The 22,085-nt window shown below is 69.4% G+C and carries 21 protein-coding genes; 15 read left to right on the top strand and 6 right to left on the bottom strand.

All coding sequences use genetic code 11. The features are described 5' to 3' along the window. Positions 1 to 135: 135 nt before the first annotated feature. The 8 genes from oleC (at position 136) to N800_RS10550 (ending at position 7,754) form a co-directional block, all read left to right on the top strand. The gene (gene oleC / locus N800_RS10585; RefSeq protein ID WP_036138140.1) at positions 136 to 1,779 is read left to right on the top strand and encodes an olefin beta-lactone synthetase; all 1,644 of its coding nucleotides are present in this window, start codon (positions 136 to 138) and stop codon (positions 1,777 to 1,779) included. After that, positions 1,776 to 2,777 carry a 2-alkyl-3-oxoalkanoate reductase gene (gene oleD, locus N800_RS10580; RefSeq protein WP_036138138.1) on the top strand — a complete coding sequence of 334 codons (1,002 nt, stop codon included), beginning with the start codon at positions 1,776 to 1,778 and terminating at the stop codon, positions 2,775 to 2,777. Before oleC ends, oleD begins: the two co-directional genes overlap by 4 nt. A 61-nt stretch (positions 2,778 to 2,838) precedes the next feature. Beyond that, the gene (locus N800_RS10575; RefSeq protein WP_036138135.1) at positions 2,839 to 3,504 is read left to right on the top strand and encodes a ubiquinone biosynthesis accessory factor UbiJ; all 666 of its coding nucleotides are present in this window, start codon (positions 2,839 to 2,841) and stop codon (positions 3,502 to 3,504) included. Beyond that, a complete protein-coding gene (ubiB, locus tag N800_RS10570; RefSeq protein WP_036138133.1) occupies positions 3,501 to 5,177 on the top strand; it encodes a ubiquinone biosynthesis regulatory protein kinase UbiB in 1,677 nt (558 codons plus the stop codon). The genes N800_RS10575 and ubiB overlap by 4 nt, the downstream gene beginning before the upstream one ends. Next, positions 5,174 to 5,824: a 2'-5' RNA ligase family protein gene (locus tag N800_RS10565; protein WP_198032522.1), complete on the top strand. Its 651-nt coding sequence runs from the start codon at positions 5,174 to 5,176 to the stop codon at positions 5,822 to 5,824. The genes ubiB and N800_RS10565 overlap by 4 nt, the downstream gene beginning before the upstream one ends. A gap of 14 nt (positions 5,825 to 5,838) precedes the next feature. Further along, positions 5,839 to 6,570, top strand: coding sequence for a pseudouridine synthase (locus N800_RS10560; protein WP_052108160.1), 732 nt, complete (start codon positions 5,839 to 5,841; stop codon positions 6,568 to 6,570). 77 nt (positions 6,571 to 6,647) lie between these two features. Next, positions 6,648 to 7,067 carry an alternative ribosome rescue aminoacyl-tRNA hydrolase ArfB gene (gene arfB / locus N800_RS10555; RefSeq protein WP_036138128.1) on the top strand — a complete coding sequence of 140 codons (420 nt, stop codon included), beginning with the start codon at positions 6,648 to 6,650 and terminating at the stop codon, positions 7,065 to 7,067. A 72-nt stretch (positions 7,068 to 7,139) separates the two neighbouring features. Further along, positions 7,140 to 7,754, top strand: coding sequence for a lysophospholipid acyltransferase family protein (locus tag N800_RS10550; protein WP_036138126.1), 615 nt, complete (start codon positions 7,140 to 7,142; stop codon positions 7,752 to 7,754). Between the two features lie 55 nt (positions 7,755 to 7,809). On the opposite strand, the gene N800_RS10545 is transcribed toward N800_RS10550, so the two are convergent. Continuing rightward, positions 7,810 to 8,778, bottom strand: coding sequence for a LysR family transcriptional regulator (locus tag N800_RS10545; protein WP_036138125.1), 969 nt, complete (start codon positions 8,776 to 8,778; stop codon positions 7,810 to 7,812). A 127-nt stretch (positions 8,779 to 8,905) separates the two neighbouring features. On the opposite strand from N800_RS10545, the gene aceB reads away from it, so the two are divergent. From aceB to N800_RS10525, 4 genes are all read left to right on the top strand, one after another. Beyond that, positions 8,906 to 10,549: a malate synthase A gene (gene aceB / locus N800_RS10540; protein WP_036138123.1), complete on the top strand. Its 1,644-nt coding sequence runs from the start codon at positions 8,906 to 8,908 to the stop codon at positions 10,547 to 10,549. A gap of 195 nt (positions 10,550 to 10,744) precedes the next feature. Next, the gene (gene aceA / locus N800_RS10535; RefSeq protein WP_036138121.1) at positions 10,745 to 12,043 is read left to right on the top strand and encodes an isocitrate lyase; all 1,299 of its coding nucleotides are present in this window, start codon (positions 10,745 to 10,747) and stop codon (positions 12,041 to 12,043) included. 246 nt (positions 12,044 to 12,289) lie between these two features. Then, on the top strand, positions 12,290 to 13,345 hold the full coding sequence (locus N800_RS10530) for a GGDEF domain-containing protein (RefSeq protein ID WP_036138119.1): 1,056 nt from the start codon (positions 12,290 to 12,292) through the stop codon (positions 13,343 to 13,345). Between the two features lie 14 nt (positions 13,346 to 13,359). Next, on the top strand, positions 13,360 to 15,843 hold the full coding sequence (locus N800_RS10525; protein ID WP_052108154.1) for a putative peptide modification system cyclase: 2,484 nt from the start codon (positions 13,360 to 13,362) through the stop codon (positions 15,841 to 15,843). On the opposite strand, the gene N800_RS10520 is transcribed toward N800_RS10525, so the two are convergent. Together N800_RS10520 and N800_RS10515 are read right to left on the bottom strand one after the other, a co-directional pair. Next, on the bottom strand, positions 15,827 to 16,063 hold the full coding sequence (locus tag N800_RS10520; protein WP_036138116.1) for an NHLP-related RiPP peptide: 237 nt from the start codon (positions 16,061 to 16,063) through the stop codon (positions 15,827 to 15,829). The two genes, N800_RS10525 and N800_RS10520, sit on opposite strands and share 17 nt — an antisense overlap. A 49-nt stretch (positions 16,064 to 16,112) precedes the next feature. Next, positions 16,113 to 17,315: a putative peptide maturation dehydrogenase gene (locus tag N800_RS10515; RefSeq protein WP_269635144.1), complete on the bottom strand. Its 1,203-nt coding sequence runs from the start codon at positions 17,313 to 17,315 to the stop codon at positions 16,113 to 16,115. 210 nt (positions 17,316 to 17,525) lie between these two features. Between N800_RS10515 and N800_RS10510 the strand changes: the two genes are divergently transcribed. Together N800_RS10510 and N800_RS10505 are read left to right on the top strand one after the other, a co-directional pair. Then, on the top strand, positions 17,526 to 17,900 hold the full coding sequence (locus tag N800_RS10510; protein ID WP_156962962.1) for a hypothetical protein: 375 nt from the start codon (positions 17,526 to 17,528) through the stop codon (positions 17,898 to 17,900). A gap of 122 nt (positions 17,901 to 18,022) precedes the next feature. Then, the gene (locus tag N800_RS10505; protein ID WP_156962961.1) at positions 18,023 to 18,499 is read left to right on the top strand and encodes a hypothetical protein; all 477 of its coding nucleotides are present in this window, start codon (positions 18,023 to 18,025) and stop codon (positions 18,497 to 18,499) included. Between the two features lie 21 nt (positions 18,500 to 18,520). Here N800_RS10505 and N800_RS10500 read toward each other — a convergent pair whose 3' ends face one another. Together N800_RS10500 and ubiK are read right to left on the bottom strand one after the other, a co-directional pair. Continuing rightward, positions 18,521 to 20,047: a YifB family Mg chelatase-like AAA ATPase gene (locus N800_RS10500; RefSeq protein ID WP_036138111.1), complete on the bottom strand. Its 1,527-nt coding sequence runs from the start codon at positions 20,045 to 20,047 to the stop codon at positions 18,521 to 18,523. Positions 20,048 to 20,057: 10 nt separating this feature from the next. Next, on the bottom strand, positions 20,058 to 20,327 hold the full coding sequence (gene ubiK, locus N800_RS10495; RefSeq protein WP_036138109.1) for a ubiquinone biosynthesis accessory factor UbiK: 270 nt from the start codon (positions 20,325 to 20,327) through the stop codon (positions 20,058 to 20,060). Positions 20,328 to 20,539: 212 nt separating this feature from the next. On the opposite strand from ubiK, the gene N800_RS10490 reads away from it, so the two are divergent. After that, positions 20,540 to 20,878, top strand: coding sequence for a P-II family nitrogen regulator (locus N800_RS10490; protein WP_036138106.1), 339 nt, complete (start codon positions 20,540 to 20,542; stop codon positions 20,876 to 20,878). A gap of 188 nt (positions 20,879 to 21,066) precedes the next feature. On the opposite strand, the gene speE is transcribed toward N800_RS10490, so the two are convergent. Next, positions 21,067 to 21,918: a polyamine aminopropyltransferase gene (gene speE / locus N800_RS10485; protein ID WP_036138103.1), complete on the bottom strand. Its 852-nt coding sequence runs from the start codon at positions 21,916 to 21,918 to the stop codon at positions 21,067 to 21,069. Between the last annotated feature and the right edge of the window lie 167 nt (positions 21,919 to 22,085).

Genomic DNA, 22,085 nt, shown 5'->3' with positions numbered 1-22,085 from the left:
ACGGGGGCTGAGGTCGTGGTCCAATGGCCTCGGGTGCGCGGTCCGAGGCAGGGGACGCCTCTGCCGGCGGGTGGCGAATTTTTCATCATCGACCGGGCCGGGCGCAAGTGTCGGCCGACAGGCGACAATGAACGGATGACTGCCCCCTGCAACATTGCGGCCGCGCTGCCGCGGCTGGCCGCCGAGCGGCCCGATCAGATCGCCCTGCGTTGCCCCGGCACGCGTGGGCCGGACGGGTTGGCCCGCTATGACCAGACCCTGACCTACGCCGCGCTGGACCGGCGCAGTGACGCCATCGCCGCCGGTCTGGCCCACCACGGCATTGGCCGCGGCACGCGCACGGTGGTGATGGTGCGACCCTCCCCCGAGTTCTTCCTGCTGATGTTCGCGCTGTTCAAGGCGGGCGCGGTGCCGGTGCTGGTGGACCCGGGCATCGACAAGCGGGCGCTGCGCCAGTGTCTGGACGAGGCACAGCCGCAGGCGTTCATCGGCATCCCGCTGGCGCACCTGGCGCGGCGCCTGCTGGGCTGGGCCAAGGCGGCGGCAAAGCACGTCACCATCGGCCGCCGCGCGTGGCTGGCCGACGTGACCTTGGCGGCCGTGGAGCAGGCGGGCGCGGCCGCGGGCCCGCAGCTGGCCGACACCGCCCCGGACGACGTGGCCGCGATCCTGTTCACCAGTGGCTCCACCGGAGTGCCCAAAGGCGTGGTCTACCGTCACCGCCACTTCGTCGCGCAGATCGACCTGCTCGGCCGGGCCTTCGGCCTGCAGCCGGGCGGGGTGGACCTGCCGACTTTCCCGCCATTCGCACTGTTCGACCCGGCGCTGGGGCTGACCTCGGTGATCCCCGACATGGACCCGACGCGCCCGGCCAAGGCCGATCCGCGCCGCCTGCATGACGCCATCGCCCGCTTCGGCGTGGACCAGCTCTTCGGCTCGCCGGCGTTGATGGCGGTGCTGGCGCGCCATGGCCAGCCGCTGCCGACCCTGCGCCGGGTGACCTCGGCCGGGGCGCCGGTGCCGCCGGACACGGTGGCGGCACTGCGGGCGCTGCTGCCCGAGGGCGCACAGTTCTGGACGCCGTATGGCGCCACCGAATGCCTGCCGGTGGCGGTGGTCGAAGGCGCCGAGCTGCAGGCCACCCGCGCCGCCACCGAGACCGGCGCCGGCACCTGCGTTGGGCGCCCGGTGCCACCCAACGAGGTGCGCATCATCGCCATCACCGACGACGCCATCGCCGACTGGCGCGACGTGCGCGTGCTGGGCGAGGGCGAGGTCGGCGAGATCACCGTGGCCGGCCCGACCGCGACCGACACCTACTTCAACCGCGACGCGCAGACGCGCCAGGCCAAGATCCGCGAGGGAGAACGGGTGGTGCACCGCATGGGCGACGTCGGCTACTTCGATGCCGAGGGCCGCCTGTGGTTCTGCGGCCGCAAGTCGCACCGCGTCGAGACCGCAGAGGGTCCGCTGTACACCGAGCAGGTCGAGCCGGTGTTCAACGTGCACCCACAGGTGCGGCGCACCGCATTGGTGGGTGTCGGTTCGGCCGCCACGCAGCACCCGGTGCTATGCGTCGAGCTGGCCCAAGGCGTTCCCGCCCGCGAGTGGCCGCGCATCGAGCGCGAGCTGCGGGAGATCGGCGGACGGCACCCGCACACCGCGCGTATCGCCCGCTTCCTGCGCCACAAGCGCTTCCCGGTGGACATCCGCCACAACGCCAAGATCGGCCGCGAGAAGCTGGCCGTGTGGGCCGCCCAGCAAGGAGTCACGGCATGAAGATCCTGGTCACCGGCGGTGGCGGCTTCCTCGGTCAGGCACTGTGCCGCGGCCTGCGCGAGCGCGGCCATGAAGTAGTCAGCTTCAATCGCGGCCATTACCCCGCGCTCGATACGCTGGGCGTGCCCCAAGTGCGCGGCGACCTGGCCGAGCGCGACGCCATCGTCAGTGCGGCGGAAGGCTGCGAGGCCGTGTTCCACAACGCCGCCAAGGCCGGCGCCTGGGGCAGCTACGAGAGCTACCACCTGGCCAACGTAGTCGGCACCGAAAACGTGTTGGCTGCTTGCCGTGCGCATCGCATTCCAAAGCTGGTCTACACCTCCACGCCCAGCGTTACCCACCGCGCGACCCATCCGGTGGAGGGCGGTACCGCCGACAGCGTGCCCTATGGCGAGCATCTGAAGGCCCCGTATGCGGCCACGAAACTGATCGCCGAAAAGGCCGTCCTTGCCGCCAACGATGCGGCGCTGGCCACCGTGGCCCTGCGCCCGCGACTGATCTGGGGCCTGGGCGACAACCAGCTGCTGCCGCGACTGGTCGAGCGGGCGAAAGCCGGCCGACTGCGCTTCGTCGGCGATGGCGGCAACCGCGTCGACACCACCTACATCGACAACGCCGCGCAGGCGCACTTCGATGCCTTCGCGCATCTGGCACCGGGCAGTGCCTGCGCCGGGCGCGCGTACTTCATCAGCAATGGCGAACCGCGCACCATGCGCGAGACGCTCAATGGCCTGCTGCACGCCGCGGGTGCACCGGAGGTCACCGGCACGGTGCCGTTCCGCGTGGCCTACGCGCTGGGTGCGGCGTGCGAAGGTCTGTGGCACGCCCTGCCGCTGCGCGGTGAGCCGCCGATGACCCGCTTCCTGGCCGAGCAGTTGGCCACCACCCACTGGTATGACATGGCGCCGGCGCGGCGCGACTTCGGCTACGTGCCGACGGTGTCGTTCGACGAGGGGCTGCGACGGCTGGCGGTGGCGTGGTCGGCAGGTATGGCGTGAATCACGCGCCCGGTCGGCGCCGCGCGACGGCGCCCGAACGCCGGCCCGGTAGAATGCGCCCATGACCGACCGCTCCTCGCCGCTGGATTCGCTCAAGCCGCTCGCCGGCCGCACCCTTGAGGCCGCGCTCAACCGCGCACTGGCCCTGGACCCTGAGACGCGCGAGAGCCTGCGCTCGCTGGACGGCCGCACGGTCGCCCTGCACGTGGCCGCGCCGCCGCTGGCGCTGCAGATCCGGGTCAACGGTGACCGGCTGGACGTCGGCCCGGTGCTCGACCCCGCCACGCCCGACCTGTCGGTGCGCAGCACGCTGGGCGGGCTGCTTTCGCAACTGCCGTTCCTGCGCAACGACAACGCGCCGCCGGTGGGCAAACTGCGCATCGAGGGCGATGCCGACCTGGCGCGCCGCCTGCAGCGCCTGGCTGAACGCTTCGACCCTGACTGGCAGCAGCCGTTCACCCGCGTGTTCGGCGACATCCTCGGCGTGCAGGTGGCCAATGCCATTGCCGGAGCGCTGCGCCATGCCAAGGACGCGGCCGGCGCCTTCGCGACCAACGCCGCCGAGTATGTGACCGAGGAATCGCGTGACGTGGTGCCGCGCGACGAGCTCAACGCCTTCCACGACGATGTCGATGCGTTGCGCGACGACGTCGAGCGTACAGCTGCCCGCGTGGCGCGCCTGGCCAATCGCATCCCCGCCGTGCCGACACGCGAGGGCGCGCCATGAAGTCGGCGCTGCGCGCCTGGCGCATCGGCCGGGTCCTGCTGCGCTACCGCCTCGACGACCTGCTCGACGGCACCCCGGTCGAGGGCTGGCTGAAGCTGGCGCGGCCGTTCGTGCCGCGCGCCTCGGCCGAGATCGCGGCAATGTCGCGCGGCGCGCGCCTACGCCTGGCGCTGCAGGAACTTGGCCCGATCTTCGTCAAGTTTGGGCAGATCCTGTCCACCCGCCGCGATCTCGTGCCGCCGGATGTGGCCGAGGAGCTGGCGCTGCTGCAGGACCGCGTCGCGCCGTTCGACGGCGAACACGCGCGCCGCATCGTCGAAGCCGCGCTCGGCCGTCCGGTGGCGGAAGCGTTCATTGACTTCGACACCACGCCGCTGGCGTCGGCCTCGATCGCGCAGGTGCACGCCGCGACCCTGCCCGCCACCGCGGAGACCGCCGCGCGCGAAGTGGTGGTCAAGGTCCTGCGACCCCACATCGAGCCGGAGATCGCCAGCGACATCGCGCTGCTCAGCGCCATCGCCGGCATCGTCGAACGCACCCACCCCAGCGCCGACAAGATCCGCCCGCGCGAGATCGTGGCCGAGATCGAGAACACCCTCAATGCCGAGCTGGACCTGCAGCGCGAGGGCGGCAACGCCAGCGTGCTGCGCCGCTTCTGGCAGGGCAGCGACGATTTGTACGTGCCGGAGGTGATCTGGTCGCACACCGCCGACCGCGTGCTCACCATGGAGCGCGTCTACGGCATTCCCTCGGATGACATTGCCGCGCTCGATGCCGCCGGCATCGACCGCCACGCGCTCGCCGCCAAGGGCGTGCGCGTGTTCTACACCAGCGTGTTCCGCGACAACTTTTTCCACGCCGATGCGCATGCCGGCAACATCTGGGTGGACACCGACCCGGCGCGCAAGGCCAACCCGCGCTTCATCGCGCTGGATTTCGGCATCGTCGGCCAGCTCTCCAGCGAGGACCAGTACTACCTCGCCGAGAACTTCATGGCGATCTTCAACCGCGACTACCGCCGCATCGCCGAGCTGCACGTGCGCGCCGGCTGGATGCCGTCACACATCCGCATCGACGAGCTGGAAGCGGCGGTGCGCGGCGTATGCGAGCCGTACTTCACCCGTCCGCTGAGCGAGATCTCGCTGGCCGAGGTGCTGCTCAAGCTGTTCCGCACCGCGCAGCGCTACGAGCTTACCCTGCAGCCGCAGCTGATCCTGCTGCAGAAGACCCTGCTCAACATCGAAGGCGTTGGCCGACTGCTCGACCCGAAGCTGGACATCTGGGCGGTGGCACGTCCGGTGCTGGAGAAGATCCTGGTCGAGCGCTACAGCCCGCAGCGGCTGGCCAGCGAGTTCCGCAAGCGCCTGCCCGAGCTGGTGACGCACGCGCCGGAGATGCCGCGCCTGCTGCACGCCTGGCTGGACCAGCAGGTCAGCGGCCAGCACCACCTGTCGATGCGTTCGCATGACCTGGCCGAGCTCACCCGCACGGTCAAGGACGCGCAGCGCCGCACGGTAGCCGCGATCCTGGGCACCGGGCTGTTGATCGTGGCCGCGGTGCTGTACGGGTTGGAGGCCGGCGGACCTCGCGTGTGGTCGGTGCCGGCGTCGTCATGGATCGCCGGGCTGGGCGGGCTGTGGGCGCTGCTGGCGGCGTGGCCGCGGCGGCGGTGAGCGCGGCGGTTGCGATCGCGCAGGCGCGGTCCGAGTCACCTGACGCGGCAACGCACACCTTTGCCAACGAGGACCGCGACTTCCCGGAGTGGCATGGCGGCATCGCGCGGTACGGGTTCTGGGCGGTGGTGGTCGATTGCCCGCATTGGCAGGCGCTGTTCGATGCCGCGACGCGGCACGTGGTGGCGCATGTCCTGCCGGGTTACCGTCGCCAACCGCACATCACCATTGCCGCGGCGGGCCTGCTGGATGAGGCGCATCTGTCGGTCGCGTTGCGCCAGCGCCAGGCGGACGCGATGCGCGCCACCGGCGAGGGGGCGTTCGACCTGCATGCCGGGCCCCTCGACAGCTTCACCGGTTCGCCCCACGTCGCCATACGCGACCCGTCGGGTGCGCTGTCGCGGCTGCGCGCCCGGCTGCAGGCGATTGCCCGCCACGATCCGCCCGCGGCCTATCGCCCGCACCTGACGATCGGCCTGTACCGCGACGTTTTCAGCCTGGCCAGCGTGCACCACCACCTGGCGGCGTTCCGCGTCCCCGCGGTCACGCCGCTGCGCGTGCGGGAGGTCAGTTTCTGCGCGTACTCGACGCGCGAACTGCAGGGCCGGTTCGACATCCTCGATACGATTCCGCTGGAAAACGCATGACCACCGACTCCGAGATGGCGCATGCCGCGTCCGCTGCGCATGGGGCCGATGACGCCGCGCTCGAGGTGCTGTACCTCGATGATTGGCTGGCCGTGGTCGACAAGCCCGCCGGCCTGATGGTCCACGACAGCGCGCTGGCACGTGGCGAAACCGACTTCGCCGCCGACCGCCTGCGCGAGCAGTTCGGCCGGCCGATCTTCCTCGTGCACCGGCTCGACCGTGCCACCAGCGGCGCGCTGCTGCTCGCGTTCGACCGCGACACCGCCGCGGCGCTGGGCCAGGTGATGATGTCGCGCGAGGTGGAGAAGGATTACTGGGCGGTGTGCCGAGGCTGGCCCGAGCCACGGTTCACCGTCGACCACCCGCTCGACGGCGGGCCGGGCAAGCCACAGAAGAAGCCAGCGGTCACCCGCTTCACCCGCCTGGCCACCACCGAACTCACCGTGCCCTCGGCGGGGTTCGAGACCTCGCGCTACGCGCTGCTGTGCGCGCAGCCGGAGACCGGGCGCTTCCGCCAGATCCGCCGCCACCTCAAGCACGTCTCGCACCACCTGATCGGCGACACCAGCCATGGCGATGGCCGCCACAACCGCAACTTCCGCATGCTGGGCATCCATCGCATGCTGCTGCACGCGCGTCGGCTGTCGTTCCTCCACCCGGTGAGCGGTGCGCGCATCGCGGTGACCGCGCCGCTGGACGCGGAATTCAGTCGCGCACTGGCCCTGTTCGAGGGTTTCGAGCCCTAGCCGCGGGCCGTACCCGGGACTTCAGCGGGGAATGCCCGCCGATGTCCCTACAATGCCCGGGAAGAGGATGCCGCCCCATGCTGCAAGTCAGTGCCAACGTGCAGATCGCCGACGACGAACTGGTCGAGCGTTTCGTGCGCTCGACCGGTCCCGGCGGGCAGAACGTCAACAAGGTGGCCACCGCGGTGGAACTGCGTTTTGACGTGGCCCAGTCGCCGTCCCTGCCCGAGCCGGTGCGCGCGCGGCTGCTGGCCAAGCGCGACCGACGCGTGACCGGCGAGGGCGTGCTGGTGATCAACGCACAGCGCTTCCGCACGCAGGAGCGCAACCGCGAGGACGCCCGCGTGCGGCTGGTCGCCTTCATCGAAAGCGGGTTGCATGCGCCGACCCCGCGCATCGCCACCCGGCCCAGCCGCGCCTCCAAGGTGCGGCGGCTGGAAGCCAAGCGCGAACGCAGTACGATCAAGCAGGGGCGTACCCGGCGGGACTGGGACTGACGGGCACGCGCCACGAATCCCGCCACGCTTCCCCGAACCCGACGCCGCCCAAGGCAACGCCCACGACACCGCATGCCCAACGACGCCGCCACGCCCTCCATCGTCCTGCCCCTGCCGCCGCAAGTGCCGCGCGTGCGCCCGCACGCCTTCGTCCGCTGGCTGGGGCGCACGATCCTGCGGCTGGCGGGTTGGCGCATGGTCGGCGCCTTCCCCGACATCCCGCGCGCGGTGCTGATCGGCGCACCGCATTCCAGCAACTGGGATGGGGTGCTGGGGCTGGCCGCCAAGATGGGCATGGGCCTGGACATCAAGATCCTGGGCAAGGATTCGCTGTTCAAGGTGCCGCTGATGGGCGCGCTGTTGCACCGGCTGGGGGTGATTCCGGTGGATCGCAGCGCCGCGCATGGCGTGGTTGAGCAGGCCTCGACGATGATCCGCAACAACGCCCAGCTCTGGTACGGACTGGCCCCGGAAGGCACGCGCAAGCCTGTGGAGCGGTGGAAGCCGGGTTTCTGGCGTATCGCCAAGGCCGCGGGCGTACCCGTGGTGCCAGCGTACTTCCACTATGGCCAGCGGGTGATCGGGGTGGGCCCGCCGTTCGAGCTGGGCGACGACATGGATGCCGACATCGCGCGCATCCGCGCGTGGTATCGCAGCGTCGCCAACGGCAAGTACCACGAAGCGTAAGTCCGGCGGCCTGCTGTCCCGGGGTGCGTCAGGCGCACCGACAGGCCGGCCCGGCTCAGCGGTCCGATTGCCCCGTGGCGTAGTAATCCGCGCGTTCGAACAGCGCCGGCTGGATCAGTTCGGTGAACGCCCGCGCCTGCGGTGACAGGTACTTGCCCTTGCGCACCACCACCCCGTAGCTGCGCGAGGGGAAATAGCGCGCCAGGGAACGGGCAGCCAGCCGCTCGTGGTCGGCCTCGGTCAGGCAGATCGCGGTCACGATGCTGATCCCCAGCCCCATCGACACGTATTGCTTGATGACCTCCCAACCACCGACCTCCAGCGCCACCGTGTACGGCACCCGGTTCTGGTGGAAGACCAGGTCGACCAGCCGGTAGGTGGTCAAGCGCTGCGGCGGTAGGATCAGTCCGTAGGGCGACAGGTCCTGCAGGGTCAGGTCGTCCTTCTGCGCCAAGGGGTGGTCGCGCGGGGTGATCAGCATCGGCTCGAAGCGGTAGACCGGCGCGTAGCTCAGGTCGCCGGGCACATCGATCATCGAGCCCACCGCCAGGTCCACCCCGTCCGAGCGCAACAGGTCCAGGCCGCCGGCGCCGGTGACGTTGTGCAGGGTCAGGCGCACGTCCGGGTGGGCGGCGCGGAAGGCTTCCACGATCTTCGGCAGCAGGTAGAGGATGGTCGACGTGCCCGCGGCCACGTTGAGCTCGCCCGCGTCCAGCCCCCGCACCCGCTCGCGGAAGGCTGCGTCGAGCCCGTCCAGGCCTTCGACCAGCGGCCGTGCCAGCTCGTACAGGGCCTCGCCCTCGACGGTCAGTGCCAGCCGGCGGCCAGTGCGTTCCAGCAGCCGCACTCCCATCTCCCGTTCCAGTGCCTGCAGTTGCAGGGTCACCGCCGGCTGGGTCAGGTACAGGGCGTCCGCCGCGCGCGACACCGAACCCAGTCGGGCCGTCTGGCAGAACGCCCGCAGCGGCTTCATCCGGTCGCCCTTGTAGGCAAAGCTTGGTGCCTTGGGGGGGCGGTCGGCCATTGGTTTCAGTCATGTATTAGTGCAGCTAATGATAAGCATTGAAAAAACTTGATTGTCAAATACAAGACGGCGGCGCATGTTGTTTTTGCATCGCAGCACGCACCAACCCCAGCGAGGAGAGATCCAGATGTCGGCAGTCTTGGCGGAACAACGGGAGCCCCGGAACGGGGCTGGGTCAGTCACCGGCATCGAGGTGACGGCCACCTTTCCGGGGCAGGAACCCCTGCTGACCCCGGTAGCCCTCGACTTCCTGGCCGGGCTGCATCGCCGCTTCGAAACCAGCCGCAAGGCCCGCCTGGCCGCCCGCCGTGAGCGCCAGGCCTTCTTCGACGCCGGTGGCCTGCCCGACTTCCGTGCCGACACCGCCGCCCTGCGTGCCGGCGACTGGCGCGTGGCCCCCATCCCGGCCGCCCTGCAGGGCCGCCGCGTGGAGATCACCGGCCCGGTCGACCCGAAGATGGTGATCAATGCCCTCAACTCCGGCGCCAACTGCTACATGGCGGACTTCGAGGACAGCACCGCGCCGACCTGGGCCAACCTGGTCGCCGGCCAGCAGGCCCTGCGCCAGGCCGTGGCCGGCACCCTTGAGTACACCGCGCCCGCCGTGGCCGGCACGCCCGGCAAGCACTACGCACTCAAGCCGTTCGAGCAGCAGGCCGTGCTGCTGGTCCGCCCGCGCGGCTGGCACCTGGACGAGAAGCACGTGCGCATCGACGGCGCGCCGATGTCCGGCAGCCTGTTCGATCTCGGCCTGTTCGCCTTCCACAACGCCCGCGCGCTGGCGGCCAAGGACCGCGGCCCGTACTTCTACCTGCCCAAGCTGCAGTCGATGGAAGAGGCGGTGCTGTGGAACGACGTGCTCGACCACGTCGAGCGCGCCCTCGGCCTGCCCGCCGGCCAGCTCAAGGTCACCGTGCTGATCGAGACCCTGCCGGCGGTGTTCGAGATGGACGAGATCCTGCACGCGCTGCGCGGCCGCATCGTCGGCCTCAACTGCGGCCGCTGGGATTACGTTTTCTCCTACATCAAGACCTTCCGCCGCCACCGCGACAAAGTGCTGCCCGAACGCGGCCAGGTGACGATGACCCAGCCGTTCCTGCGCGCCTACTCCGAGTTGCTGATCCAGACCTGCCACAAGCGCGGTGCACACGCGATGGGCGGCATGGCTGCGCAGATCCCGATCAGCGGCGACGCCGACGCCAACGCCGCCGCGCTGGCCAAGGTCCGCGCCGACAAGCTGCGCGAGGTCACCGCCGGTCACGACGGCACCTGGGTCGCGCACCCGGCGCTGATCCCGCTCGCCCGCGAAGTGTTCGACGAGCGCATGCCCACTCCGCACCAGCAGCATGTCAAGCGCGAGGAAGTAGTGGTAACTCGCGATGACCTGATCAAGCCGTCGCTGGGCACCATTACCCGTCGGGGCTTCGAAAACAACGTCGAAGTCTGCGTGCGCTACCTCGCCGCCTGGCTGGATGGCAACGGCTGCGTACCGATCCACTGGCTGATGGAGGATGCGGCCACCGCCGAGATCGCCCGCACCCAGTTGTGGCAGTGGCTGCACAGCGACGGCCTGCACCTGGATGACGGCAGCGAGGTGGACTTCGCCCTGCTCGAGCGTGCGCTCATCAACCTGCCCGCCAAGCTCACCGATCGCCTGCAGATGCCCGGAGGCAGCCGCGTGGCCGAGGCCATCGGCCTGCTCGACCGGCTCACCCACGCCGACACGCTGGAGGACTTCCTGACCCTCCCCGCCTACAAGCGACTCAGCTGATCCAACCCGGTTCGTGGCGACCGGCAGGTGCAGGCCCCGGCCCGCGCCAACGGCCCCGCCACGCCCGAGTACAGCCCGCCGCGCAGTGATCGCCCCGACCACCGCACCACCGCATTCCGCTTCACCCACCCAGGAAGACGCCATGTCTTTCCCGCAACGACCCCAGCCAACACCCTGACTTAGAGGAACGCCGCCATGACCAGCAAGCTCCCCACCGCCGACCAACTGCGCCACGACTGGGCCACCAACCCGCGTTGGGCCGGGATCAACCGCCCGTACTCGGCCGAGGACGTGGTGCGCCTTCGCGGCACCGTGCCGGTCGAGCACTCCATCGCCAAGCTGGGCGCGGAGAAGCTGTGGAAGTCGCTGCACACCGAGGACTTCATCAACGCCCTCGGCGCGCTGACCGGCAACCAGGCCATGCAGCAGGTCAAGGCCGGACTCAAGGCGATCTACCTCTCCGGCTGGCAGGTGGCGGCCGACGCCAACATCGCCGGCGAGATGTACCCCGACCAGTCGCTGTACCCGGCCAACTCGGTGCCGCAGGTCGTGCGCCGCATCAACAACACCCTGCTGCGCGCCGACCAGATCCAGTGCGCCGAAGGCAGTGGCGACATCGACTTCCTGCAGCCGATCGTGGCCGATGCCGAAGCCGGCTTCGGTGGCGTGCTCAACGCCTTCGAACTGATGAAGGGCATGATCGAGGCCGGCGCCTCGGGCGTGCACTTCGAGGACCAGCTGGCCAGCGTGAAGAAGTGCGGCCACATGGGCGGCAAGGTGCTGGTGCCGACCCGCGAAGCCGTCGAAAAGTTGGTCGCCGCACGCCTGGCCGCCGACGTGATGGGCGTGCCGACCCTGATCGTCGCGCGCACCGACGCCGAGGCCGCCGACCTGCTGACCAGCGACATCGACCCCAACGACGTGCCGTTCACCACCGGCGAGCGCACCGTCGAGGGCTTCTACAAGACCAACAACGGCCTCGACCAGGCCATCAGCCGCGGCCTGGCCTACGCGCCCTACGCCGACCTGGTGTGGTGCGAGACCGGCAAGCCGGACCTGGAGTTCGCGCGCAAGTTCGCCGAGGCGATCCACGCCAAGTACCCGGGCAAGCTGCTGGCCTACAACTGCTCGCCGTCGTTCAACTGGAAGAAGAACCTGGACGACGCGACCATCGCCAAGTTCCAGAAGGAAATCGCCAGCTACGGCTACAAGTTCCAGTTCATCACCCTGGCCGGTTTCCACAGCCTGAACTACGGCATGTTCAACCTCGCGCACGGCTATGCCCGGCGCCAGATGAGCGCCTTCGTCGAGCTGCAGGAAGCCGAGTTCGCCGCGGCCGAGAAGGGCTTCACCGCGGTCAAGCACCAGCGCGAAGTCGGCACCGGCTATTTCGACGCCGTGACGCAGACCATCCAGGGCGGCAAGTCGTCCACCGTCGCGCTGAAGGGCTCGACCGAGGAAGAGCAGTTCCACGAGGAGCGCGTGGCCGCGTGAGGCCGGTTGCACGCGGCGCGGTCCCGCTCTGGGGCGGCGCCCCGCGACAACCCGTGACAGCGGCGGGCCGGAACACGATTCCGGCCCGTCCACGGTCGGCTGTCCCCAGCCGCTAAGACATCACCGCATGCAGCCCGGCGGCCCGCAGGCGTTGTGCCCGGCCATGGCCCCTGCGGACCGCGCCCCCCGTTTCCTGAATGGATAAGGGTGGTAGTCTTCAAAGCACCGAGGGCAAGGGCCAGGGACATGAAAGTGGAAGGCGCGGCGGCGGCCGCGTTCAAGGACACGGTTGCCAAGGAAGGTGGGTCGATGCCGGCACGCGAGGAGCTGGCCATGGCAGCGCTTACGCCCGAGGAATTCGACCTGTTTGCCGACGTCGGTCGCGTGCGCCGTGTCTATGCCGGCGATGTGCTGTTCCGCCGTGGCGAGCTGGGCACCACCATGTACGTGGTGGTCAAGGGCGCCATCGACCTCGACTTCGGCGATGACCTGATCGTCAAGCGCCTGGGTCCGGCCGAATTCTTCGGTGAACTGGGCTTGCTTATCGGCGACCATGCGCGCAGTGCCGAAGCGTCGGTGCCGGTCGATGGCGAATTGCTGGAACTGCACCACGAGGAGTTCCAGCGCCTGGTCGAGCGCGAACCGGGCATGGTCTGTTACTTCCTGCGCCGCGCGATCATGCGCGTGGTGCTCAACGAGCAGGGGCTGATCCGTCGCCTGCGCCGCCGCAACCAGGACCTCGAATCCGCGCTGGACAACCTGCGCGCCACCGCGCACCAGTTGCAGCAGACCGAGGTGCTGATCCGCACCGACGAACTCACCGGCCTGGCCAACCGCCGTGGCATGACCCGGCACCTGGCCGACCGCCGCCGCAACGGTGCCATGAGCGGCCTCGGCCTGCTGCTGGTGGACTGCGACAGCTTCAAGCAGATCAACGACGACCACGGCCACCTCGTCGGTGACCGCGTGCTGCAGAGCGTGGCCAACATCCTGCGTTCGGTGTCCGGAGCGGGCGACGTGGCCTGCCGCCTGGGCGGCGATGAATTCGCGCTGCTGATCAAGGCGACCACGCGCGAGGAGGTCATGCGCATCGCCGAGTTCGTGCTGACCACGGCGCAGGGTTTGCAGCGCATGGGCCACACACCGCCGCTGATCTGCAGCCTCAGCATCGGCGCCTGCCTGGTCGGCCCGGAAGGCGACTTCAACGACTGGTATGCCCATGCCGATGCGGCGCTGTACCGCGCCAAGCGCGACGGCGGCAACCGCGTGGAATGGCAGGACAGCCGCTCGCTGCCGGCGTGATGGGTCCCCCCTGCATGAACGCGTCCATCGCCCCGCCGACCGCACGTCCCGCCGCCGACCAGGCGCCGCAGCTGCGTACGCTGCTGCTCACCGACCTGTGCGATTCCACCGCGCTGGTGGAGCGCATCGGCGACGTCGCCGCCGCCGCGCTGTTCCGCGAGCACGACCGCCTGGTGCTGGCGCTGCAGCAGCAGTGGCACGGCCGCCTGATCGACCGCTCCGACGGCCTGCTGCTGCTGTTCGAGCGCCCCATCGACGGCCTCGGCTTCGCCCTCGACTACACCCGCGGCCTGCGCGACCTCGGTGCCGCGCACCAGGTGGAGTTGAAGGCGCGGTCCGGCCTGCATGTCGGCGAGGTGCTGACCTGGCGCAACAGCGAGGAAGCCGTGCGCGTCGGCGCCAAGCCGCTGGAGGTCGAAGGCCTTGCCAAGCCGATGGCCGGTCGGCTGATGGCAACCGCGCGGCCCGGGCAGATCCTGTTGTCGGCCGTGGCCGAGCCGCTGGCCCACCGCTCCGCGCGCGAGCTGGGCGAACGCGGGCTGGGCTTGTTGTGGAAATCATATGGGCGCTGGCGCTTCAAGGGCGTGCCCGAGGCGCAGGAAATCTTCGAGGTTGGCGAGCCGGGCATCGCGCCGCTGCGTGCGCCGCCGGCGACACCCAAGGCGTGGCGCGACATCCCGCTGTGGCGCCGGCCTGCCGCGCTGGCCGCGGAGGTCGCGGTGCTGGCGGTGCTCGGCCTGGGCTTGTGGTGGGCCACGCGCCCGCAACCGGCCATCGCCTTCGCCAACCGCGACTGGGTGGTGGTGGCCGACCTGCGCAACCTCACCGGCAACCACGCCTACGACGATGCGGTGGAGACGGTGCTGCGCATCGCGCTGGAGCAGTCGCGCCACGTCAACGTGGTCGCCGACGCGCGCGTGGACGAGACCCTGCAGGGCATGGGCCTCGATCCGGCGAAGGCCACGCTGGACCGCAACGTGGCCTCTGAGATCGCAGTGCGCGACGGCGTCCGCGCCGTGCTCCTGCCCACCGTGGCCGACGTCGGCGGCCAGCTGAAGGTGACGCTGGAGGTGGTGGACCCGGCGACCCAGGCCACCGTATTCACCGAGACGGCCACCGGCCGTGGCCCCGAGGCCATGGTCAACGCGGTCGGCGAGGCCAGCGACGCCCTGCGCCAGCGGTTGGGCGAAGCGCTGGCCTCGGTACAGGCCAGCTCGGCGCCGCTGGACAGGGCCACCACTGCCAACCTCGATGCACTTCGCGCCTACGGTCTGGGCCAGGCGGCGTACGCCACCCAGGACCTGGACGCGGCCGAGCAGCATTTCCGCCAGGCACTCGCGCTGGACCCGGGCTTCGCCATGGCGCGCATCGGCCTGTCCCGGATTGCCTACACCCGCACCGACGTGCCTGCTGCGCTGTCAGAGCTGAGCCTTGCGCTGCGCGACACCTCGCGCCTAACTGACCGCGAGCGGCTGTATGCCAAGGCACAGCTCGCCCAGTTGCGCCTGGACCGCGACGCGCTTGAGCAGTGGCAGGCGCTGTCCAAGCTCTACCCCGACTTCCACGTCGCCGCGTTCAACACCGCCAACCTGCTGCGGTTCGCCAACCGCTACCGGCCGATGCGCGACTACGCCCGCCAAGCGACCGCGCGACAGGCGGTGACCCGGCCCGCCGCATGGCACTACCTCGGCATTGCCGACGCCGCACTGGGCGATGCCGCCACGGCGCGCCGCGACTTCGACGCCGCGCGCAAGGCCGGTTTCCCGCCGGTCTTCATCGAGCCGGCGCTGCTCGAGGCGGCGCAGCGACACCCCGACAAGGCGCTGGCCCTGTTGCCGCCGACAAACCGCCTGCCGCCGCCGATGGCGTTGGAGCATCGGATGGCGCGGATGACCATTGCCGCTGATGCGGGACGTTGGCCGGAGGCCAAGCGCGTGGCCGACGAATTGGCGGCCAGCACCCGGGAGCCGCGACAGGCCTTCGAATGGGCGGCCCGCGCCGCTGTGCTCGCCGTGCGCCAACACGATGCGTCGCCCACGCGCCTGCGCGCGGACGCCGAAGCGCTGCTCAACCAGGCGGCGGTTGCGTTGCCGCAGACCGTGGGCCGCACCCGCGAGTCGGTGGCTGCCGCGGCGTTGTACGCGGGGTACGTTGCCGCCGGTTGGGGCGATGAGGCCGCGGTGCGCCGTGCAGTCGACGCCACGCGACCGGTGGTCGCACAGTCACCGTTCAACGTGCTGGCCAACTTCGTGGCGCTCACCCAGGCACGCTTGGCGTTGCAGCAAGGCGATGCCGCCCGTGCGCGCCAGCTGCTGCAGCCCCACCAGAGTGAAGACGCACTGCTGCTGACCCGCTATTGGCAGGCCCGTGCCGACGGCCGTCCGACCGCGGCGCCGGCACCCGCCTCCGCCGCGACGCGCCTGCGCGCCTACGGCGAGTGGGCCGCCGAACGCCCGCCCGTGCTGGAGGCGCTGCTGCCGCTCAGCGGCAGAAAATGATCCAGCCGCTGGTGGCTTCCAGCTGCCGGGCAAACTTGTCGGCGTTTTCGCGCAGGTGCTCCTTCGACGGTAGCGACACCCGTTCCGGTGCGATGCTCGGGTCGACCACGAAACCGAACTCCGCCAACGTGGCGACCGGGTCGGTCTCCATCCGCGCGCGCAGTGCGTCGTCTTCGGCCAGCCCCTTCAACAGCGCCAGCGTTTGGCTCTGGTTTGCCATGCCACGATCCCCCTTTGGTCGCCCGTAGCGGGTTGTACCGGCTCAGGGCTTACTCCGCAACTGCCGCCCAAGGCACGGGCTTGAGGTGCAGCAGGTCGCGGCTCGGGTCCGGCACGCCCACGCCGTTGGCGCCGATGGCGATCTCCACCTGTGGCCGCAGCTTCAGCAGCGCGGCCACGTCGGCATCATTGATGGCCGCCGTGTAGAACGCGCCCAGCCCGCGCTCGGCGGCCAGCAGGTAGAAGGTCTGGCTCAGGTGGCCCGAATCGAGCAGCACTGCCTTGTAGGCCTTCGGGTGGCGGCGGTACTTCCAGTGATGGCGATCCAGCCGCGCGACGTGGAAGACCAGCGCGTGCGCCTCGGCGAAGTACTCCTGGCCGATGGTCAGTGCGCTCGCCAGCGCGCGGGCCCGTTCGCGCGCAAGTGGCTGCAGCAGCGCCAGCGCATGGGTGTCGCTCTCGTAGTGGTACACGCCTGGCGCCAGCCCCTCCACGTTGATCACCAACGGGTAGGCATCGATCGGGTGCAGGCCACCGCCTGAGGCGCTGGTCCGCCGCAGCGCCACCATGTCCGGCGCGAGGGTCTCCGCGCCCAGCGTGCCGAAGGTGCCGTACAGCACCCGGGTGAAATCGGCGAGCGGCAGCGCGACTTCGGTGCGGAAGTGGCGGGTGGTGCGGCGTGCGCGCAGGGTGGTGGCGAATGCATCATCCAGCGGCTCGATGGGCAAGGGGCTGCGCGCCAGGGCGTCCTCGCGCCGCCAGGCATGTGGGGGCAGCGGCCCCAGTGTGGCGGCATGCTGCTGCAGGCGCTCGCGGTGGGCCGCGTCGTCATGACGCCGCCGACCCTCCTCGCCGATCACGCCCTGCCATTGGGAAGCCGCGTGGTACAGCGCCGCATCGGGGTGCCAGCCCACTGCTTCCAGCCGCGCCTCGCCATCGCGCAGGGCCTGCGCCAATGGAGCGTCGGCGTCCGACAGCAGCAATCCCCGTTCCGCGAGGTCCGCCAGCGTCGCGGCGTCCACGCCAAGGGCCAAGGCGCATTCGTCCACTTCCCGCCATTCAGCAGCGGGTGCGCGGACAATCAGTGCAAGCTCCTCTGGCGTGAGGGGGATGCGCATGCCTGTAATCGGGCAGCGCATTTCGAGGGTGCTCTTTGCCGTGAAACGCACCTCGCCCCTCAGCAAACCGGCGAAGTCCGGTAGTCCAGCGCCACCGATCTGGAGGTGACAGGGTTGGCGGCGGCGAATGCGCATCCTGGCAGTATGAAAGCACGCTCGCCGGACCGCCAACGGGTCAACGGCTCTGCCCTTGACCATCGCCGACGAGTTTCCCTGGGGGCAGCGCCGGACCGGGAGGCCGGGCCGGAGCGTAGCGGGATCCGTTGGATCTGGCGGGTGCCCGGGACGCATGACCCTGATCGCACTGAGACTTTTGGCATTCGACAGCGAACAGGAGGATTGCGTATGTTCGAGGATCTTTCCCCCAACGTTGATCAAGGAAGCTCATTCATGCGCTCATCAACTCTTGCATTGACCATTGCCATGTTGGCGGCCGGCACGATGTTCTCCACCGTCCGGGCCGAAGCGGGCGTAGCCAGCAGTCCGGCAGCCCAATCCGAAGCCCCGATCTCCACGCCGCAACCGGCTCCCGCCGCCGAGCCCGCCAAGCAGCAGGTGGTTGAGGAGGGGCGCATGATCTGCAAGGCGGAACGCACCATTGGCAGCAATCGGGTCCAGCGCGTGTGCCGTTCAGCTGAACAGGTGCGCCTCGAACGTGAGGCGGCACGTGAGGCGTTGGATAAGCGCGCGATCTGCAGCACCTGCGGCGGAGGAGGTTGATCGACGCCGATCGCCTGCGTTGCGGCCGCGAGAGGGGGTATCCCCTTGGATTGTCACGCATCCTGCCCCGGAGTAGCCTCAAACCCCGGACTGTGGCTCAGGTAACTCAAGGAGGTGTAGCCGTGAACAAATTTTGCAGGGCACTTGGGGTGTCGTTGGCATTGGCATGGGGCACCGTGGCGCTCCATGCCTCGGCCGCGGAACAGGGGGATAAGCTTGCAGCCATCCTTGAACAGCAGCAGTCCCTCAAGGCCAACATCGATGCCGGAACCTCGGGGCTGTCTCCGCGACAGGTTCGCGTGATCCGCAAGGAGCAGGAAACGGTATTTGCGATTGCGGGAAGCAATACGCGTTTTGACCAGCTCAACATCCAGGAACAGATCCGACTGGAAAACGCCCTGGAGCGGATCAACGCGAACGTTGTTGGCACTCGCGTCGCCCAGGAAAATCAGGACACCTGTTGGACGGAAGCCAAGACCGGCTCGAAGATGAAGGTCACGCGGTGCGGTACGCAGGAAGAAATTGACGAGGCGCGCCGAGGGGCGCGTGCCTGGATGGAGAAGCCCAAGATCTGCATTCCGCCGGGTTGCGGAGGCTGATGTTGGTTGCGGCGCCGGCCGCTAAGCGACGGCGGCGCCGCGATCCACTTGCCGGTAGCCGATTGCCTCGGTCAGGTGTTGTGTCTGGATTGCCACGGCGCAGTCCAGGTCCGCGATGGTCCGGGCCACGCGAAGTATCCGGTGCACCGAGCGTGCGCTGAGTTGGAGTCGATCCGCGGCGGTATCCAACAGGTTCTGGTCGTGATCGGACAGGGCGCACATCTGCCGGAGTTCAGCCTGCGACAGCTGCGCGTTTGGCTTGCCGGTGCGTTCAAGCTGGCAGTGGCGTGCCCGGGCGACGCGGTTCGCGACCGTGGTGCTGGACTCACCGGGTGGCGCGGCCCCCCGTAGTTCGCCCGAGGACAGGCGCGGGACGTCTACATGAAGGTCGATCCGGTCCATCAGTGGCCCGGATACGCGGGCACGATAGCGGGCAATCGACTCCTCGCTGCAGCGGCAACGCCCACTGGCGTCCCCCGCCCAGCCGCACGGGCAGGGGTTCATCGCAGCCACAAGCTGGAACCGCGCCGGGAAGTCGACGCTGCGTGCCGCCCGGGATACCGTCACGGTCCCGTTCTCCAGGGGTTCGCGCAGCACTTCCAGTGCAGCCCGGCTCCATTCCGGCAACTCATCCAGAAACAGCACGCCGTTGTGGGCCAGCGATACTTCGCCCGGCCTTGGCACGCCGCCGCCGCCGACGAGCGCGATCGCGCTGGCCGAGTGGTGAGGCGCCCGGAAGGGGCGGATGCCCCATGCCCGCATCGCATCGTGGGCGGTGTGGTGGCCGAGTCCGGCAGCCGACGCAATGGCTGCACTTTCCAGGGCCTCATCGTGACTCGGTGGTGGCAGCAGGCCCGGAAGGCGGGCGGCCAGCATCGATTTGCCGCAGCCCGGTGGGCCCAGGAACAGCAGATGATGGGAACCTGCCGCTGCGATCTCCAGCGCACGTCGGGCGTGAGCCTGGCCGCGGACGTCGACGAGATCGGGTGCGCAGCCCGCGGCCGGGCCTGCCGCGGGTTCTGCACGCGGCAGCATTTTTTGGCCCTTGAGGCCGGCACAGACTTCCAACAGGGTTCGTGCTGTGTGGACGCGCGCCTGCGCGGCGAGGGCCGCTTCCGCTCCGTTGGCCAGCGGCAACACCAGGGACCGCCCGGTAGCGTTGGTGGCCAAGGTGGCAGGCAGGGCGCCGTCCACCGCTCGCAATTCGCCGGTCAACGCCAGTTCGCCCAGGAACTCGGTGTCCTCCAGCGCCTGCTGCGGGATTTGCCCGCTCGCCGCCAGGATGCCCAGCGCGATAGGCAGGTCAAAGCGGCCGCCATCCTTGGGCAGGTCCGCCGGGGCCAGGTTGACAGTAATGCGCCGCGCGGGGAACTCGAGTTGCGAGGACTGCAGCGCGGCGCGCACCCGATCCTTCGCCTCGCGCACCGCGGCGGCGGGCAGGCCGACGATGGACATCGACGGCAATCCGCCGCCCAGATGCACCTCGACCCTGACTTCGGGCGCACGCACGCCCGATCGCGCACGGCTGTGCACGATGGCCAGATTCATGGGGGTGGCCTCAGTGGCGCGGCGCGGTGGTGTCGGCGCCCAATCGGGCCTCGAGCTCCTCGACGGTGCGCTGCAGTGCTTCCAGCTTCTCGCGGGTGCGCAGCAGCACCGCGCGCTGCACTTCGAACTCCTCGCGGGTCACCAGGTCGAGCTTGGCCAGCCCGCTCTGCAGCACCGATTTGAAGTTCTGCTGCAGCTCCTCGCGGCCTTCGCGCAAGCCGGGCGGCACCAGGCTGCTGAGGCGGCGGGCGAGGTCGTCAATCTGGTTGAGGTCGATCATGTGGGGATTCCTCCGTCGGGCGTCCAGCGTGGCGCACCCGGCGGTTGGGCGCCGTCGGCGGACACCGCGGCGTGGTGTAGGAAAATTCCTAACGTTGCGTCGGAATTCTAGCCGACGCGGTGATGAGCGCGTCGTCAACGGCCTTCGCGATATCCTGATGCGCGGGGCACCGACCCCGGAATCGCAGGGCAGGGCCCGAAGGAGACAGCTCGATGAAGATGGTCATGGCGGTGATCAAGCCGTTCAAGCTCGACGACGTGCGCGAGGCGCTGGCCGATGCCGGCGTGGCCGGCATCACTGCCACCGAGGTCAAGGGTTTCGGTCGGCAGAAGGGCCACACCGAGCTTTATCGCGGCGCCGAGTACGTGGTCGACTTCCTGCCCAAGATCAAACTGGAAGTGGCTGTCACCGACGACCAGGTCGACGGCGTGGTCGAGGCGATCATGAAGGCGGCCGGCACCGGCAAGATCGGCGACGGCAAGATCTTCGTCTGGGACCTCAACCAGGTGGTGCGCATCCGGACGGGTGAGCTGGACGGCGACGCGCTCTGAACAGCTTGGACCGCGTGCTGTCATCAGCCGCTGGACACATTCTCCAGTTCGAGGTTGGCGCTAGTTGGGGTAGATCCAGCGCGCGCATCGTGATGGCGTTTACTGGCGCGTGGTGTGTGAAGCCCCTTGGTCGCCCGCACAAAACAAAAGCCCCGCCGAAGCGGGGCTTTTGTGTCTGACAAGGGATCTTACTCCCCCAGCGCCTCCGCCACGAATGGCGGCAGGCTCGCCGCGCCCTTGTGGATGTCGGCGGTGTAGTACTTGGTCGCGAACGCCTTCGCACGCGCATCGGCCTCGCGGAAGTCGAAGCCCTGGCCCTTGCGCGCCATCGTGCAGCTCCACCAGCCGGTGGGGTAGCACGGCTGCGGGAACGGCAGAGTCTGGAACGTGCTGAAGCCGGCCTTGCCCATCTCGGCGCGCATGGCCTTGATCAGCTCCAGCAGCACCAGCGGCGACTCGGACTGCTGTACCAGGATGCCGTCGTCCTTCAGCGCACGGAAGCAGCTCTCGAAGAACGCCTTGTTGAACAGGCCTTCGGCCGGGCCGACCGGGTCGGTCGAGTCGACGATCACGATGTCCAGCGAATTCGGCGCGCAGTTGGCCATGTAGGCGATGCCGTCGTCGAACAGCAGCTCGGCGCGGGGGTCGTCATTGCTGTCGCACAGCTCCGGGAACCACTTCTCGGCCATGCGCGTGACCTGCTCGTCGATGTCGCACTGCACGGCCTTTTCGACGCCCGGGTGCTTGAGCACCTCGCGCAGCGTGCCGCAGTCGCCGCCACCGATGATCACCACGCTCTTCGGGTTGGCGTGGGTGAACAGCGCCGGGTGCGACATCATCTCGTGGTACAGGAAGTTGTCGCGAGTGGTCAGCATCATCGCGCCGTCGATGAGCATCAGGTTGCCCCAGTCGGTGCTCTCGAAGATTTCGATCTTCTGGAACGGCGACTGCACCTCGTCCAGCTTCTTCGTGATCCGGTAGCCGATGGCCGAGCCAGAGGGCTCGAAGTTCTCGTAGTGCCAGGTGGTGTTGTCGCTCATGCCAGTCGGTCCTTGTGGGTGTGGGGCGGGCTGCACGGGGCAGCTTGCGGCCGGGCCGGGTGGGGCGTCAAAGACGCCGGTGACGCGTGGCGTCCGCCGGGGCGGGCAGGCCGTGCGAGGCCGCGGATTGTAGCGGACGCGCGCCGGTGCGGTGATGAAGCCACGGC

The sequence above is a fragment of the Lysobacter daejeonensis GH1-9 genome (assembly GCF_000768355.1).
Lineage (GTDB): Bacteria > Pseudomonadota > Gammaproteobacteria > Xanthomonadales > Xanthomonadaceae > Aerolutibacter > Aerolutibacter daejeonensis.
Note: the sequence above shows the minus strand (reverse complement) of the source record. Positions and strands in the feature narration are given on the sequence as shown.

Coding starts and splice junctions, on each gene's coding strand:
- oleC (WP_036138140.1), top strand. CDS start 136: ATGACTGCCCCCTGCAACATTGCGGCCGCGCTGCCGCGGCTGGCCGCC.
- oleD (WP_036138138.1), top strand. CDS start 1,776: ATGAAGATCCTGGTCACCGGCGGTGGCGGCTTCCTCGGTCAGGCACTG.
- N800_RS10575 (WP_036138135.1), top strand. CDS start 2,839: ATGACCGACCGCTCCTCGCCGCTGGATTCGCTCAAGCCGCTCGCCGGC.
- ubiB (WP_036138133.1), top strand. CDS start 3,501: ATGAAGTCGGCGCTGCGCGCCTGGCGCATCGGCCGGGTCCTGCTGCGC.
- N800_RS10560 (WP_052108160.1), top strand. CDS start 5,839: ATGGCGCATGCCGCGTCCGCTGCGCATGGGGCCGATGACGCCGCGCTC.
- arfB (WP_036138128.1), top strand. CDS start 6,648: ATGCTGCAAGTCAGTGCCAACGTGCAGATCGCCGACGACGAACTGGTC.
- N800_RS10550 (WP_036138126.1), top strand. CDS start 7,140: ATGCCCAACGACGCCGCCACGCCCTCCATCGTCCTGCCCCTGCCGCCG.
- N800_RS10545 (WP_036138125.1), bottom strand. CDS start 8,778: ATGGCCGACCGCCCCCCCAAGGCACCAAGCTTTGCCTACAAGGGCGAC.
- aceB (WP_036138123.1), top strand. CDS start 8,906: ATGTCGGCAGTCTTGGCGGAACAACGGGAGCCCCGGAACGGGGCTGGG.
- aceA (WP_036138121.1), top strand. CDS start 10,745: ATGACCAGCAAGCTCCCCACCGCCGACCAACTGCGCCACGACTGGGCC.
- N800_RS10530 (WP_036138119.1), top strand. CDS start 12,290: ATGAAAGTGGAAGGCGCGGCGGCGGCCGCGTTCAAGGACACGGTTGCC.
- N800_RS10525 (WP_052108154.1), top strand. CDS start 13,360: ATGAACGCGTCCATCGCCCCGCCGACCGCACGTCCCGCCGCCGACCAG.
- N800_RS10520 (WP_036138116.1), bottom strand. CDS start 16,063: ATGGCAAACCAGAGCCAAACGCTGGCGCTGTTGAAGGGGCTGGCCGAA.
- N800_RS10515 (WP_269635144.1), bottom strand. CDS start 17,315: ATGCGCATTCGCCGCCGCCAACCCTGTCACCTCCAGATCGGTGGCGCT.
- N800_RS10510 (WP_156962962.1), top strand. CDS start 17,526: ATGTTCGAGGATCTTTCCCCCAACGTTGATCAAGGAAGCTCATTCATG.
- N800_RS10500 (WP_036138111.1), bottom strand. CDS start 20,047: ATGAATCTGGCCATCGTGCACAGCCGTGCGCGATCGGGCGTGCGTGCG.
- ubiK (WP_036138109.1), bottom strand. CDS start 20,327: ATGATCGACCTCAACCAGATTGACGACCTCGCCCGCCGCCTCAGCAGC.
- N800_RS10490 (WP_036138106.1), top strand. CDS start 20,540: ATGAAGATGGTCATGGCGGTGATCAAGCCGTTCAAGCTCGACGACGTG.
- speE (WP_036138103.1), bottom strand. CDS start 21,918: ATGAGCGACAACACCACCTGGCACTACGAGAACTTCGAGCCCTCTGGC.